The 12,953-nt window shown below is 63.8% G+C and carries 12 protein-coding genes; 2 read left to right on the top strand and 10 right to left on the bottom strand.

The genetic code is table 11. The features are described from left to right. Position 1: 1 nt before the first annotated feature. From AC04SF_RS09170 to AC04SF_RS09145, 6 genes are all read right to left on the bottom strand, one after another. Positions 2-988 carry an ABC transporter permease gene (locus tag AC04SF_RS09170; RefSeq protein ID WP_095202285.1) on the bottom strand — a complete coding sequence of 329 codons (987 nt, stop codon included), beginning with the start codon at positions 986-988 and terminating at the stop codon, positions 2-4. A gap of 14 nt (positions 989-1,002) precedes the next feature. Continuing rightward, complete coding sequence (locus AC04SF_RS09165) at positions 1,003-1,983, bottom strand: ABC transporter permease (RefSeq protein ID WP_183460980.1); 981 nt, start codon at positions 1,981-1,983, stop codon at positions 1,003-1,005. Then, positions 1,980-3,527 (bottom strand): sugar ABC transporter ATP-binding protein, encoded by a 1,548-nt coding sequence (locus AC04SF_RS09160; RefSeq protein ID WP_488477518.1) that lies wholly within the window; start codon positions 3,525-3,527, stop codon positions 1,980-1,982. The genes AC04SF_RS09165 and AC04SF_RS09160 overlap by 4 nt, the downstream gene beginning before the upstream one ends. Positions 3,528-3,609: 82 nt before the next feature. Continuing rightward, complete coding sequence (locus AC04SF_RS09155; RefSeq protein ID WP_095202062.1) at positions 3,610-4,737, bottom strand: sugar ABC transporter substrate-binding protein; 1,128 nt, start codon at positions 4,735-4,737, stop codon at positions 3,610-3,612. A gap of 307 nt (positions 4,738-5,044) precedes the next feature. After that, entirely contained in the window at positions 5,045-6,073 is a 1,029-nt protein-coding gene (gene gntR, locus AC04SF_RS09150) for an HTH-type transcriptional regulator GntR (protein WP_488477517.1), read from the bottom strand. Positions 6,074-6,229: 156 nt separating this feature from the next. Then, on the bottom strand, positions 6,230-7,456 hold the full coding sequence (locus AC04SF_RS09145) for an MFS transporter (RefSeq protein WP_488477516.1): 1,227 nt from the start codon (positions 7,454-7,456) through the stop codon (positions 6,230-6,232). A 179-nt stretch (positions 7,457-7,635) separates the two neighbouring features. Between AC04SF_RS09145 and AC04SF_RS09140 the strand changes: the two genes are divergently transcribed. Further along, positions 7,636-7,923, top strand: coding sequence for a DUF3175 domain-containing protein (locus AC04SF_RS09140; protein WP_488477515.1), 288 nt, complete (start codon positions 7,636-7,638; stop codon positions 7,921-7,923). 4 nt (positions 7,924-7,927) lie between these two features. Here the strand turns inward: AC04SF_RS09140 and AC04SF_RS09135 are convergent, their stop codons facing one another. Both AC04SF_RS09135 and AC04SF_RS09130 read right to left on the bottom strand, forming a co-directional pair. After that, positions 7,928-8,704, bottom strand: a complete 777-nt coding sequence (locus AC04SF_RS09135; protein WP_095202283.1) for a FadR/GntR family transcriptional regulator — start codon at positions 8,702-8,704, stop codon at positions 7,928-7,930. A 102-nt stretch (positions 8,705-8,806) separates the two neighbouring features. After that, on the bottom strand, positions 8,807-9,703 hold the full coding sequence (locus AC04SF_RS09130) for an NAD-dependent epimerase/dehydratase family protein (protein ID WP_488477514.1): 897 nt from the start codon (positions 9,701-9,703) through the stop codon (positions 8,807-8,809). A 118-nt stretch (positions 9,704-9,821) separates the two neighbouring features. On the opposite strand from AC04SF_RS09130, the gene AC04SF_RS09125 reads away from it, so the two are divergent. After that, positions 9,822-10,760: an NAD(P)-dependent oxidoreductase gene (locus AC04SF_RS09125; RefSeq protein WP_488477513.1), complete on the top strand. Its 939-nt coding sequence runs from the start codon at positions 9,822-9,824 to the stop codon at positions 10,758-10,760. 106 nt (positions 10,761-10,866) lie between these two features. On the opposite strand, the gene AC04SF_RS09120 is transcribed toward AC04SF_RS09125, so the two are convergent. Together AC04SF_RS09120 and AC04SF_RS09115 are read right to left on the bottom strand one after the other, a co-directional pair. After that, a complete protein-coding gene (locus AC04SF_RS09120) occupies positions 10,867-11,649 on the bottom strand; it encodes a FadR/GntR family transcriptional regulator (protein ID WP_096447628.1) in 783 nt (260 codons plus the stop codon). A gap of 185 nt (positions 11,650-11,834) precedes the next feature. Further along, the gene (locus tag AC04SF_RS09115) at positions 11,835-12,824 is read right to left on the bottom strand and encodes a sugar-binding protein (RefSeq protein WP_096447630.1); all 990 of its coding nucleotides are present in this window, start codon (positions 12,822-12,824) and stop codon (positions 11,835-11,837) included. Positions 12,825-12,953 lie beyond the last annotated feature (129 nt).

Here is a 12,953-nt window from a genome sequence, read left to right as displayed (position 1 = left end):
GTCAGCGGCTTGCCGGCGCGCGGCCGTAGAGCAACAGCATGGCGACGATGACGACGCCATAGATGATCTGCCGCCCCGCCTCCGGCATCTGCATGACCGACAGGATGGATTGCAGCAGCGTGATCAGGATGACGCCGGCGACGGTGCCGAGATAGGAGCCGCGCCCGCCGAGGATTGAGGTGCCGCCCAGCACCACGGCGGCGATGGACGGCAAGAGATAGGCATCGCCCATCGACTGAGCCGCCTTGGAGGCATAGCCGGCCAGAAGCACACCACCAAAGGCGGAGAGCCCGCCGGAGACGGCGAAGGCGATCATCACCACGCGCCTTGTGTCGATGCCCGAGAGATAGGCGGCGCGCTCGCGGTTGCCGATGCCGTAGACCGTGCGGCCAAAGCCGGTGCGGGTCAGCACGAACACCATTGCCGCCCCGATCAGGGCCCAGATGATGACGGCGTTGGGCACGCCGGGGATGGCAAAGCCGGTGGCGAGGTAGCGCATGGCGCCGGTGGCCGAATCCTGAGGCGAGAAGCCGCCGGTATAGACAACCATCAACCCTTGCGCGACGGCGTTGGTGGCGAGCGTGATGATCATCGAGGGAATGCGCAGATAGGCGACGCCGATACCGTTGACGATACCGATCAGCACGCCGCAGAAGATGCCGAACGGGATAGCCAACACCACCCCGGCCGGACCGTAGGCGGCCGCCGCGCAAGCCATCATCGCGCCGGCCGCGACCGACCACGGCACCGACAGATCGATTTGGCCGAGCAGGACAACCAGCATCATGCCGGTGGCGATGACGCCGAGGAACGAGGCCACCTTGAGCTGCTGCAGCAGATATTCAGGCGACAGGAAACTTCTGGAATAGAGACTGCCGAGGAACAGCAACAACACGATGCAGGCAAAGGCCGTCAGCACCGCCGGGTCGGCGCGGCGGATGAATTTCGGCATTCGGCCGGCAATGCCGCCGTTGCTCTTCCCAACCATCGGCGTCGTTTCGCTCACAGGAACCACTCCAGCCGGTTGCGGACCCGAAACAGGGCGAAGGCGCCGAGGCTGACGGCGACCAGCAGGATAACGCCCTGGAACAGCGGCTGCCAGAGCGGATCGAAATCGAACACGAACAACAGATCGCCGATGGTGCGGAAGGCCAGCGCGCCGAAGATGGCGCCGATGGCGCTGCCCTTGCCGCCGAACAGCGAGACGCCGCCGAGCACCACGGCGGCGATCGAGAACAGCGTGTAGGCGTTGCCGCTGGCATAGGCCGCATCGCCCGTATAGGTGAAGAAGGTCAGGAAAAGCCCGCCGATCGCGGCCAGCAGCCCGGCCAGCGTGTAGGCGGCGAACTTGCCGCGCCTTATCGGAACGCCCGACATATAGGCCGCCGTCTCCGAAGACCCCGCCGCGTAGGCGGCCCGGCCAAGCACCGAGCGGCTGAACGGCACCCAGATCACCAGTACGATGGCGAGCAGCACGACGAGGCTCGCCGGCACCACGTCGAAGACGCGGCCGGTCATCGCATCGGCCAGATCCTCATTAACCGAACCGCCCGGGAAGGGCCGCAGCAAGAGGCCGATGCCGTAATAGACGGCCCCGGTTGCGATGGTGGCGACGATCGGCTGCAGCCGGCCGTAGATGACGATGGCGCCGTTGATGGCGCCGCAGAGAAGGCCGACCGCCAGCACGGCGATGACGCCGAGCGTCGTCTGCATCGGCGTGCCCACCACCAGCCAGGAGGCCAGGCAGTTGGTGAGGAGAAAGATCATGCCGACGGACAGGTCGATGCCGGCGGTGATGACCACCAGCGTCTGTGCCATGGCGACGAAGGCGAGCAGCACGCCCTTGTTCGCCGCCGTCTGCACCACATTGGCGGTGAAGCCGGCCGGATGGTTCGAGGTGTAGATGACGAACATGACGATGAAGATGCCGAGCGCCAGCAGTGTTCCGCGCTGCTCGGCCAGCCAATAGCGCCAATCCTTCACGCGTCTGCTCCCAGGCCCACCGGGCTCTCCTCGCCATGGATGTTGAGCGCGCTTGATATCAGCGCCCGCTCGGTGATCTCGGCACCGACCAGCTCGCGCTTGACCGCGCCGTCATATAGCACCAGCACGCGGTCGCAGCAGCCGATCAGCTCGTCATAGTCGGTCGAATAGAACAGGATCGCCGCACCGGCATCCGCCAGCTTGCGCATCAGCTGGTAGAGTTCCTGCTTGGTGCCGACATCGATGCCGCGCGTCGGGTCGTTGAGCAGGATGATGCGCGGCTGGCGCATCAGCCACTTGGCGATAACCACCTTCTGCTGGTTACCGCCCGACAGCGCGCCGACCGGAATGTCGAGACCCGCCGTCTTGATGGCCAGAAGGCCGACCATGTCGTCGATCAGCCGCTGCTCGGCGGCGCGGTCGATGATGCCGCCTTTGGACAGCCGGTCGAGCGCGGCGAAGGACAGGTTTTCGCGCACCGTCATCGGCAGCATCAACCCTTCGGTCTTGCGGTCTTCCGGGATCAGCGCCATGCCGATGTCATCCTGCCGCGCCTTGGCGGGACTGCTGATCGTCACCGGCCTGCCGTCGATTAGCACCTCGCCGGAAAGGCCGCGCAGCACGCCGAAGAAAGCGAGCAGCAATTCGCGCTGTCCCTGGCCGTCGAGACCGCCGAGGCCGACCACCTCGCCTGCCCTGACGGTCAGCGAGATGTTGTCCAGCCGGTCGGTCCACGAGAGCTTGCGGGCTTCGAGCCTGGGTGCGGCTGAAGCCGGCACGGCCGCAGGCTTGGGCGGGAAGATGTGACTGTATTCGCGGCCGATCATCAATTCGACCACCTCATTGTCGCTCTTCGAGCCGGCCTTGTAGCTGGCGACGTTGCGGCCGTTGCGGAACACCGTGCACTGATCGGCGAGTTCCGCGATCTCGTTCATGCGATGCGAGATGTAGAGCAGTGCCAGCCCTTCCCTGCGCAACCGCTTCAGCACGCCAAAAATGTTCGAGACATCCGCCGCCGCGAGCGCGGACGTCGCCTCGTCGAGGATCAGGATACGCGGCTTTCTGGCGAGCGCCTTGGCGATCTCGACCATCTGCCGGCGCGACAAGGGCAAGTCCTTGACCAACGCCAACGGGTGGATGTCGCCCGCGCCCGCGCGGGCAAGCGCTTCCTCCGCGATACGGCGTTGCGCCTTGCGGTCGATCATGCCGAAGCGTTTGGGCGGATCTGATATGACGATGTTGTCGGCAACGCTGAGTTCGGGAACCAGCGACAGTTCCTGGAAGATACAGACGATGCCTGCCTGGTTGGCGGCAGCAGGCGAAGCGAAGGTCACCTCACGGCCATCCAGCGTCATGCGGCCTTCGTCGGCCGCGACAACGCCCGCCATCACCTTGATCAGCGTCGATTTGCCGGCGCCGTTTTCGCCAAGGATGGCGTGGATGCTGCCGGATGTGACGACAAGCTCCGCCTTTTCCAGCGCCCGCACGCCACCATAGCGCTTGGATATGCCTTCCATCTGGAAGAGCGGAACCGCAGCGTCCATAGGCCCTCCCGAGGCACTTTGACGACCAGAGATATCGAGTGGCCGGCGCCGTGAGAGAATCCCACGGCGCCGGGAGTGCAGTCTACTGGTCCGCCTTGGTCTGGCCCATGATTTCCTGTGCGGTGAAATTGATGCCGCAGGTCGGGAAGGAATTGCCGACGAAGAAATTGTCGGACTGGTCGGGGAAGAAATCCTGACCCGCCTTGAAGTTGGGATCCTCGACGATCGCCAGCGGCAGCTTGACCGACTGCGGGACGACATTGCCTTCAAGCGCTGCGATCGCCGTCTTGATGGCAACCGCCACCTGCGCCGGGCCGGTACCGGCTGACGAGCATTTCAGCCCGTCGGCCGCGTGGGCCGCGCAGAACTTGCGGAAGCCGTTCTCGGTCTCCCCGCCGAACGGCACGAACGGATGCTTGGCATCGATCATCGCCTGCACGATGCCGGTGTCACCGCCCTGTCCTGTGACGCCGTCGAAGGGGCCGTTGGTGGCAATCGCGTCGGCCGAAGCCTTTTGCGCAACGCCGTCATCCCACTTGCCGACGACCTCGGTGACCGCCCATTTCTTGCCGGAGGCGTCGAGCACTTCATGGATGCCGTTGTGGCGGTCGGTGTCGACCGATGTCCCGGCAACGCCGCGCACTTCGAGCACCTTGCCGCCATTCGGCACATGCGAGACCAGCCATTTGCCCCACAGCTCGCCAAGACCCTTCTGGTCGACGTTGACGTTGATGGCGTCCTTGGTGTCGAGAATGTTGTCGAAGGCAACCAGCACGACGCCGGCTTCCTTGGCGCGCTTGATCACCGGCCCGAAGGCGGTCGGGTTCTGAGCGTTGACGACGATCGCGTCGTAGCCGGAATCAATGAAGTTGTTGATCGCCGAAATCTGCGCCGGCACGTCTTCGCCGGTCGAGACGACCTTGAATTCCTTCAGCTTCGCCGCGACATCCTTCTGCGCCGCATAGGCCTTCGCGGTCTGCACCATCTGGATACGCCAGGTGTTTGCGATATAGCCGTTGGCAAGCGCAATGCGGTATGGGCCGGCCTTCTTGGGAAACTTGAAGAACAGTGTGTCAGCGGCCCAGGGTGCGAAGCAATCCGGCTCGGCAGCCGGGCCCTTGACGATTTCAGGGCCTGCGGCAATCGCCGACGAGCTCAACATAACGAATGCAGTGGCGGCAACGATGCCACCGACAAGTGACTTGATCATCGATAATCCTCCCAGTTGCAGTTCTGATTTGTCGGTTCAGTTTTTGTGGAATTTTCGCGCTTCTGGGCGGCTCCTCCGCCTTGCCCAGTCGCGCCTGCCAGGTGCCGAAGACCTCCGCGCCCCCTCCCTTTGCCGTCCCCTTCAGCCGGTGAAATTTATCATATTATCCATAATAAACAAGCGTGAGCTGTTGCTTATGTATAATAAACAGACCCAGCGCCTGGTTGGCGATACTCGTTCAGGGAAAATGGTAGCGCTACCATGACGTGGTGTAAAGCGCCATTTGCAGGCCTTCTCGAGAGCCTGTTCAGCGCGCCGTGCTCTCCCGGCGCATGAGCTCGAAGCCGAGGTCGATGATCCGCTGCTGCGGCCTGTCACCGGCGATCGCCGCCAGCGCCAAGGCGACCGCGCGCCTGCCGATATCGTAGCGGTAGGTGCGGATGCTGGTAATCGAGGGAAAGGCCACCTGCATCATGTCGAGATCGTTGAAGCCGACGATACCGATCGTCTTCGGCACGTCGATCGAGGCCCGATGGCACTCGAACAGCACGCCGAGCGCGATGTCGTCATTGTTGCAGAACACGCCATCGAGCGTCGGCATCTTGGCCAGCGCGTCGCGGAACAATTCGCGGCCGAGCGGCACGCTGGACAGCACGGGCGTGGTGGTGACCAGCCGTGGGTCGAACAGGCCGGCCTTCTCCATCGCCGCGCGATAGCCGGCAAGGCGCCGCTGCGAGCGCGGGTCCATGCGCGCGCCAATGAAGCCGATCCGCCGGTAGCCCGCCTCGATCAGGTGTTCGGTCGCCGTCCTACCGCCATCGAAATGCGAGAAGCCGACCAGCATGTCGACCGGATCTGGCCCGGTCTCCATCACCTGCACCACCGGGCAACCGGCATTTTCGAGCAGTTTCCGCGAGGTTGGCGTCTGGTCGATGCCGGCCACGATGAGTGCTGCCGGCCGCTGCGAACCGAACACCTGTAAGAGCCGCTCTTCCTCGAGGCCGGAATAGTGCGTGTTGCCGAGCTGGATGCGGAAAGGGCTGTCCGACAGGCTGTCATAGATGCCGCGCACCACTTCGGCGAAGACGTTGTTGGTGAGCGACGGCACCAGCACGCCGAACACTTCGGCGCGCGCCGAGGCCAGCGCCCTTGCATTGGGATCCGGCACATAGCCGAGCTCATCGACGGCAGCCTGGATCTGGCGGCGCAAATCCTGGCTGACGCGCTCCGGCTCGCGTAGCGCGCGCGACACGGTGATGGCGCCGACGCCGGCCTTGCGCGCGACATCCGCTATGGTCGGGCGGCCGCCGCCCCGGCGCGAGCGCGGCTTGATCAAGGCCAAGGCCCGTACGCATGGCCGAAGTGCATCCGCAATAGGATTGTCTCAGCTGTTGCCATCTCACCGGCCTGTTGCCCCTTGGTCTCTGGGGTCGCGCAGTGCCTGCCCGTTGTCAAGCCGAGGTGCCTCGGGCGGCCACGCCCGCCGCTTTCCTCAGGCTGCCACGACAGTCCTTTGCCTTGCCTTCCACATGAAGAGCCCGACGGCCAGTATGTTCAGCAGATTCCAGGCGATGCCGTTGAGGAAGGCAGCGGCGTAGGAACCGGTCAGGTCGTAGATCCAGCCCGACATCCAGCCGCCGATCGCCATGCCGAAAATCGTCGCCATCATGACGATGCCGATACGCTGGCCGGCCTCCTTGGCGGGCAGATATTCGCGCACGATGATCGCATAGCAAGGCACGATGCCGCCTTGCGACAGGCCGAACACCAGCGACACGACATAAAGCGAGGCGAGCCCGTCGAACGGGATGTAAAACAGCAGCGACAGGCATTGCAGCACCGAACCGATGATCAGAGTTTTCGCGCCGCCGATGCGATCGGCGATAAAGCCGGAGGCAAGCCGGCTGGCGACGCCAGCCGCCATCATGATCGACAGCATGTCGGCGCCGTGCGCCATGCCGTAGCCGAGATCCATGCAATAGGCGACGATGTGCACCTGCGGCATCGACATCGCCACGCAGCAGCCGAGGCCGGCGATGACCAGCAGCACCTGCAACGCCGCCGGCGACATGGGAATCGGCTGCACCGACCGGCTTCCCGGCGAGCCGGCGGCGGCCTCCGGAGCGCCGCGCCGCAACATCAACACCAGCGGCACCATGGTGACCAGGCAGAAGATGCCGATCGCCGCATAGGTGAAGCGCCAGCCTTCAGCCTTGATCAGCGTCGGCATAATGGTGGGCCAGAGCGCGCCGGCGAGATAGTTGCCGGCGGCCGCCGCCGTGACCGCGACGCCGCGCCGGCGGTTGAACCAGTGCGAGATGTCGGCGATCAGCGGCCCGAAGATCACCGACGTGCCAACGCCGATCAGCACGCCTTGCGCAAGGGTGAATTGCAGGATCGAGGTCGACAGCGCGGCGAGCAGGAGGCCGGCCGAGAGCGCCACGGAAGAAATCAGCGCCGGGATCCAATAGCCCATGCGATCGATGGCGCGGCCGACCAGCACGTTGCCGGCGGCGAAGCCCACCATGGTCGCTGTGTAGGGCATGGACGCCGCGGCGCGGTCGACACCGAACTCCGCCTGCACGGCGGGCAGCACCACGACGACGGCCCACATGCCGACCGCGCCGATCGTCGCCAGCACCATCGAGATGGCCAGCCGCATCCAGGCGTAGGAGCTGTCGATGCCGGGGCTCGGCCGGCTCAGGTCGGTTCGGGTCAAAGGCGTTTCCTGTCGGCGGTCTCGAAAACCGGCCGCCGTTTGCGCCACTATCGGCACATTCTCGGGACGCAGCAGCGCCACGGCGGGCAAATCCGTGGCTCCAGAGCGGACAAGGTGGCGGGAACAGACGCCAATGTCTGGAGTTTTCCGATCAGCAAGCCCGCAAAGGAGTCCCAGCCATGACAGCCGCCAAGAAGTGGTCAGCCGAGGTGACCGAGCACAGCGACGCGATGGATCTGGAGGATCACATCTTCGAATCCGACGATGCCAAAAAGATCGCCGCCTCGCTGAAGCGGTCGGCCGAAAACAGCCACCGCCGCAAGGCCGAACCCTTCCAGTCAGCCATGTCGATGCTGAATTTCTACATCAATCGCGCCGGCAAGAATCTTCCCGCCACGCGCAGGCAAGTGCTCGAGCACGCCAAGGATGAACTGCGCGTGGTCTTCGGCCGCGAGAAGGAAGATTAGCGGCCTAGCGTGATTTGATCACGTGGTCGGTGTTGGCCAGCAATTTCCGCACCGCAGCGCGTGCTGCATCCGGGCGCTGCAGCCGGATGTTCTTCTCGATCGCCTCATGCAGCTTCTGCGCATGGTTGAGGTCGTCGACCGCCCGCGTCGTATAGGCGAACAGGTGATCGAACGCGGATTCGATCAGCACGCCGAGCGGCACCAGAAGGTCATTGCCCGAGGCCCGCAGGATGGCGAGGTGGAAGCGCGTGTCGGCGCGCGTGCGCTCCTGCAGGCTGGCCGCCTCCCCCATCTCGCGGCAGGCCTGGCTGATCTCGGCCATCTGTTCGTCGGTCCGCCGCAGGGCGGCGAAGGCCGTCGCTTCCGGCTCGATGATGTGGCGGAATTCCTGCACCGTCTTCAGGAACACCTCGCGGTCGGGCGATGTCGCGTACCAGGCAAGCACGTCGCGGTCGAGCAGGTTCCAGCGTTCTTTCGGCTCGACCCAGCTGCCGATCTTGGGACGTGAAGCCAAAAGGCTCTTGGCCATCAGCATCTTGATTGCCTCGCGTACCGCCGAGCGGCTGACGCTGAAGGTCTCCGACCATTTGGCCTCGTTGGGCAGGATGGTGCCGGGCGGATAATCGCCGCGCACGATCCGCAGGCCAATTTCGCTGGCCAGCGATGTGTGCACGCTGGCGCCGGGAATGCGTGCCGCGTCGGGTCGACGAACGCCAGCCTGGCGCTCGCCGGATGCCGGCTTCTTCGGCGGTTTTTCCTTGTTCGGCTTTGCGTCCCGCATATGCTTCAGAAAGGCCGGTTTGCGGAAGCTGTCAAGCACCACGGAACGCTTGGGCCGCAAAGCGCGCCGCTATACACAAGCCAGCCTCATTTAGCCGCTTGCTCAACCAGTTTTTACATATTTGCGCCAACTATGTTCCGGGCGGAAGCCGAGCATGTCGCGCGCCTTGCGGTTCGACAGCAGCGTCTCGTATTCGCCGAGTTCTGCCTTGACCGGCACGTTGGGATAAAACCGCTTCAGGAGTTCGGCCGTCGGCAGGTCGGACGAAGTGTCGTCATTGGCGGCGTTGAACACCTGGTAGCCGAGCCCGTCCTTTTCGATGGCGCGCAGCGTGATCTGGCCGAGGTCGCGCGCATCGATATAGCTCCAGGCGATGCGCTTGCGGAAACCGGGATCGGCGAACCATTTCGGGAACAGCGAATACTCATGCGGCTCGATGACATTGCCGATGCGCAGCGCGTAGATATCGGTGCCGTTGCGCTGCGCGAAGGCACGCGCGGTCTTCTCGTTGACGATTTTCGACAGCGCATAGCTGTCCATCGGGTCGACGTCATACTCCTCGTCGAGCGGGAAATATTTGGGATCGCGCGGCTCGTTGGCGAAGACCAGGCCATAGGTCGTCTCACTGGAGGCGACGATCACCTTGCGGATGCCGAGCTTCACCGCCGCCTCGATGACATTGTAGGTGCCCATGGCATTGATGCGGAACACCTCATTGTCCGGCGTGATCATGATGCGCGGGATGGCGGCGAAATGCACCACCGCGTCCACCGGCTGCGGGCGCAGCGACGGATCGAACTCATGCAGGCCCATATAGCTCGACAGCGCGTTGAACACCTGCCCGCTGTCGGTGATGTCGGTGATCAGCGTGCGCACCTTGGGATTGTCGAGCGGCTTGGTGTCGATGTTGAGCACCTGGCAGCCCTGCTCGACAAGATATTGCACGACATGACGCCCAGCCTTGCCGCTGCCGCCGGTGAACATGATCCGCTTCGTCATTCTGGTCTCCACTACAGGCTCTGGAACAACCGTCTATTGTCAGACAATATTGCTTTCTGCAACCGCATATGGCTAAAACGCCAGTGCAATTATCGATAATCCGGGATAGGACGACGACATGAACACCACCACCGCGCGCGAAAAGATCGGCTTCATCGGCCTTGGCCTGATGGGGCACGGCATCGCCAAGAACATCGTCGACAAGGGCTATCCCCTGACATTCCTTGGCCGCAAGAACCGCAAGCCGGCGGAGGATCTGCTGGGCCGGGGCGCCAAGGAAGCCGCCACCTCGCGCGATGTCGCGGCAGCGTCCGACATCGTCTTCATCTGCGTCACCGGGTCGCGCGAAGTGGAAGCCATCATCCGCGGCCCTGGCGGCCTCAAGGAAGGCTTGAAAGAAGGCTCGGTCGTCGTCGACTGCTCGACCTCGGATCCGGTCTCGACCGTGGCGCTTGCGGCCGAACTCAAGGCGCTGGGCATCGACTATGTCGACGCGCCGCTCAGCCGCACGCCGAAAGAGGCCTGGGAAGGCACGCTCGACGCTATGGTCGGCGCGCCCGACGCCCTCTTCGCCAGGGTCAAGCCGGTGATCGAAACCTGGGCCGGCCGCATCGTCCATATAGGCGACACCGGCGACGGCCACCGCATGAAACTGCTCAACAATTTCATCTCGCTGGGCTACGCCGCCATCTATTCCGAGGCCTTGGCTTTGGCCGAAAAGGTCGGCATCTCGCCGCCGCGCTTCGACAGCGTCATACGCAACGGCCGCATGGATTGCGGCTTCTACCAGACCTTCATGCGCTGGACGCTGGAAGGCGACCGCGACGCCCATAAATTCACCATCGCCAACGCCTTCAAGGACCTGACTTATCTCGAGTCCATGGCGGGTGCGGCCGGCATCGCCAACCCGCTCGGCAACGCCACCAAGAATTCCTTCGCCGGAGCCCATGCCACCGGTCCGGCCGAGCAGTTCGTGCCGATGCTGGCAACGCATATCGCCAAGGTCAACGGCGTCGACCTGATGCCGACCAAGGATGGCAAGAAGCAGACGATTTAAGGCTCAAACTCTTTGTTTTGACGCAATTTCCAAGGGAAAGCGCTACGCGCTTTCCCGGGAAAACAGCTTCACACTTTTCCTGGAATTGCTCTGGCGGCCGGACGGCTTACCGCCGCCGGCTTCCAATCCCCTCATCGGTGTCGGCGAGCAGCTTGTGCACGGCGTTGCGCGCGGCCGCCGGCCGTTGCAGGCGGATGTTCTTCTCGATCGCCTCGTGCAGCTTCTGCGCCCGGTTCTGGTCGCCGACCTGGCGTGTCGTGAAGACGAAGAGATGGTCGAGTGCGGACTCAATCAGCACGCCGAGCGGCACCAAAAGGTCGTTGCCCGAGGCCCGCAGGATGGCGAGGTGAAAGCGGGTATCGGCGCGGATGCGTTCCGGCAGGTTCGCCGCCTCGCCCATCTCGCGGCAGGCGAGGCTGATCTCGGCCATCTGCTCGTCGCTGCGCCGCATGGCGGCAAAGGCGGAGGCTTCCGGTTCGATGATGTGGCGGAATTCCTGCACGGTGCGCAGGAAGGCTTCGCGGTCGGGTGCGGTCGCGTACCAGGCAAGCACATCACGGTCGAGCAGGTTCCAGCGCTCCTTCGGCTCGACCCAGCTGCCGATCTTGGGGCGTGATGCCAAAAGGCTCTTGGCCATCAGCATCTTGATCGCCTCGCGCACCGCCGAGCGGCTGACGTTGAAGGTTTCGGCCCATTTGGCCTCATTGGGCAGGATGCTGCCGGGCGGATAGTCGCCGCGCACGATCCGCAGACCAATCTCGCTGGCGAGCGAGACATGAACGCTGGACCCGGGAAAGTGTACCGCATCCGCCCTGCGCACGACCGCCGGATCGCGGTTGGCTTGCGCCTTGGCCCGGCTGGCTTGTTTCTTTGCCTTTTCGTCCGGCATTCACGTTCCAGTAGGTCGGCCGTCTGTCACCCGGATTGATCCGGAGCTGCACGGCGCCGATCCCGTTGCCGAAATCCAAACTACGGACGCATCAAGGCCGGAGCCCGTTGCCCCTCGCCACAGCGTCTTGTCCAGGAATTCAAAGGGACGGGGCGCCCGCTGCCGAGCGCCCCGAAATCATCAGCTTACTTCTGGATGCAGGTGTCGACCGTGTCCTTGGTGCATTCGTCGAGACCGGTGAACACCGGATCGGCGACCTTGGTGCCCTTGATGAGATCGATCATCACCGAAGGCGCCTTGTAGCCCATTTCGAAGGGCCGCTGGCCGACCAGCGCGGTGACCAGGCCATCCCTGGCGATCGCTACTTCGTCGCCGATCGTGTCGGCGGCGCCGATGACGAAGTCGTTCTTGGCTATCCGGTCCTTGAGCGGCCCGAACAGATCGCGATAGGGCTGCGGCGCGCCGAACAGCGGCCAGCCGCCCATGATGCCGAAGGCATCGAGCTTGGGATTGGCGGCGAGGATGTCGGTCATCGCCTGCACGCCCTTGGCACCGTCATCATTGGTGAACACCGGACAGCCGGCAACTTCCGTCCAGCCGCCTTCACCGGCAAGTGCAGCGAGGCCTTCCTTGCCCGACAGGGCGTCTCGCATGCCTTGGGCACGGCGCAGGATGTTGTCGGCCGCGGGATTGCCCTCGATGGTGCAGATCGTGCCGCCATTCGGCTTGCCCTTCTTGATATACTCGCCGATCTTGTGACCCATCAGATAGTTGTCGGTGCCGAGATAGGTTTTGCGAAGTGCTGCATCTTCCTTGCTGAGGTCGGCGTCGACGGTCATGATCGGGATCGTCGGATTGGCGGTCTTGATCGTCTGCGCGATCAGCGGCGCGTTGGACGGTGAAATCGCCATCGCCACCGTGTCGGCCTTGCTCAGCATATCCTGGACGATCTGTGCCTCGCCGGCCTCATCGGAAGTCGACGCCGGACCGGTGTAGAAGCACTCATATTCCGAGCTGGCGTTTTCCTTGTTCCATTTCTCGCAGCCCTGATGAATGGCTTCGAAGAATGGATTGTCGAGACCTTTCACCACGATGACGAGCTGCTTCTTGGCCAAAGCCGGCCCGGCGCCCAGCGCCATGGCGGCGACGGCGGCGAGCAATACTGTTTTCCTCATGTCAGTCCTCCCTTGGAAACAGACGGACACGGCGTGCCCGCCATACAAATCGACCTGATGCGAGATGGCAGAGCCAACGCTCGTGCCGCCGGGCAAGGCCGATAAGCATTTTCAGATGCGACCGGACCG

The sequence above is a fragment of the Mesorhizobium sp. CNPSo 4671 genome (genome assembly GCF_057784245.1).
Note: the sequence above shows the minus strand (reverse complement) of the source record. Positions and strands in the feature narration are given on the sequence as shown.

Excerpts from the sequence above, each read along its gene's own strand:
- AC04SF_RS09170 (WP_095202285.1), bottom strand. The coding sequence starts at position 988 with ATGGTTGGGAAGAGCAACGGCGGCATTGCCGGCCGAATGCCGAAATTC.
- AC04SF_RS09160 (WP_488477518.1), bottom strand. The coding sequence starts at position 3,527 with ATGGACGCTGCGGTTCCGCTCTTCCAGATGGAAGGCATATCCAAGCGC.
- AC04SF_RS09155 (WP_095202062.1), bottom strand. The coding sequence starts at position 4,737 with ATGATCAAGTCACTTGTCGGTGGCATCGTTGCCGCCACTGCATTCGTT.
- AC04SF_RS09140 (WP_488477515.1), top strand. The coding sequence starts at position 7,636 with ATGACAGCCGCCAAGAAGTGGTCAGCCGAGGTGACCGAGCACAGCGAC.
- AC04SF_RS09135 (WP_095202283.1), bottom strand. The coding sequence starts at position 8,704 with ATGCGGGACGCAAAGCCGAACAAGGAAAAACCGCCGAAGAAGCCGGCA.
- AC04SF_RS09130 (WP_488477514.1), bottom strand. The coding sequence starts at position 9,703 with ATGACGAAGCGGATCATGTTCACCGGCGGCAGCGGCAAGGCTGGGCGT.
- AC04SF_RS09125 (WP_488477513.1), top strand. The coding sequence starts at position 9,822 with ATGAACACCACCACCGCGCGCGAAAAGATCGGCTTCATCGGCCTTGGC.
- AC04SF_RS09120 (WP_096447628.1), bottom strand. The coding sequence starts at position 11,649 with ATGCCGGACGAAAAGGCAAAGAAACAAGCCAGCCGGGCCAAGGCGCAA.
- AC04SF_RS09115 (WP_096447630.1), bottom strand. The coding sequence starts at position 12,824 with ATGAGGAAAACAGTATTGCTCGCCGCCGTCGCCGCCATGGCGCTGGGC.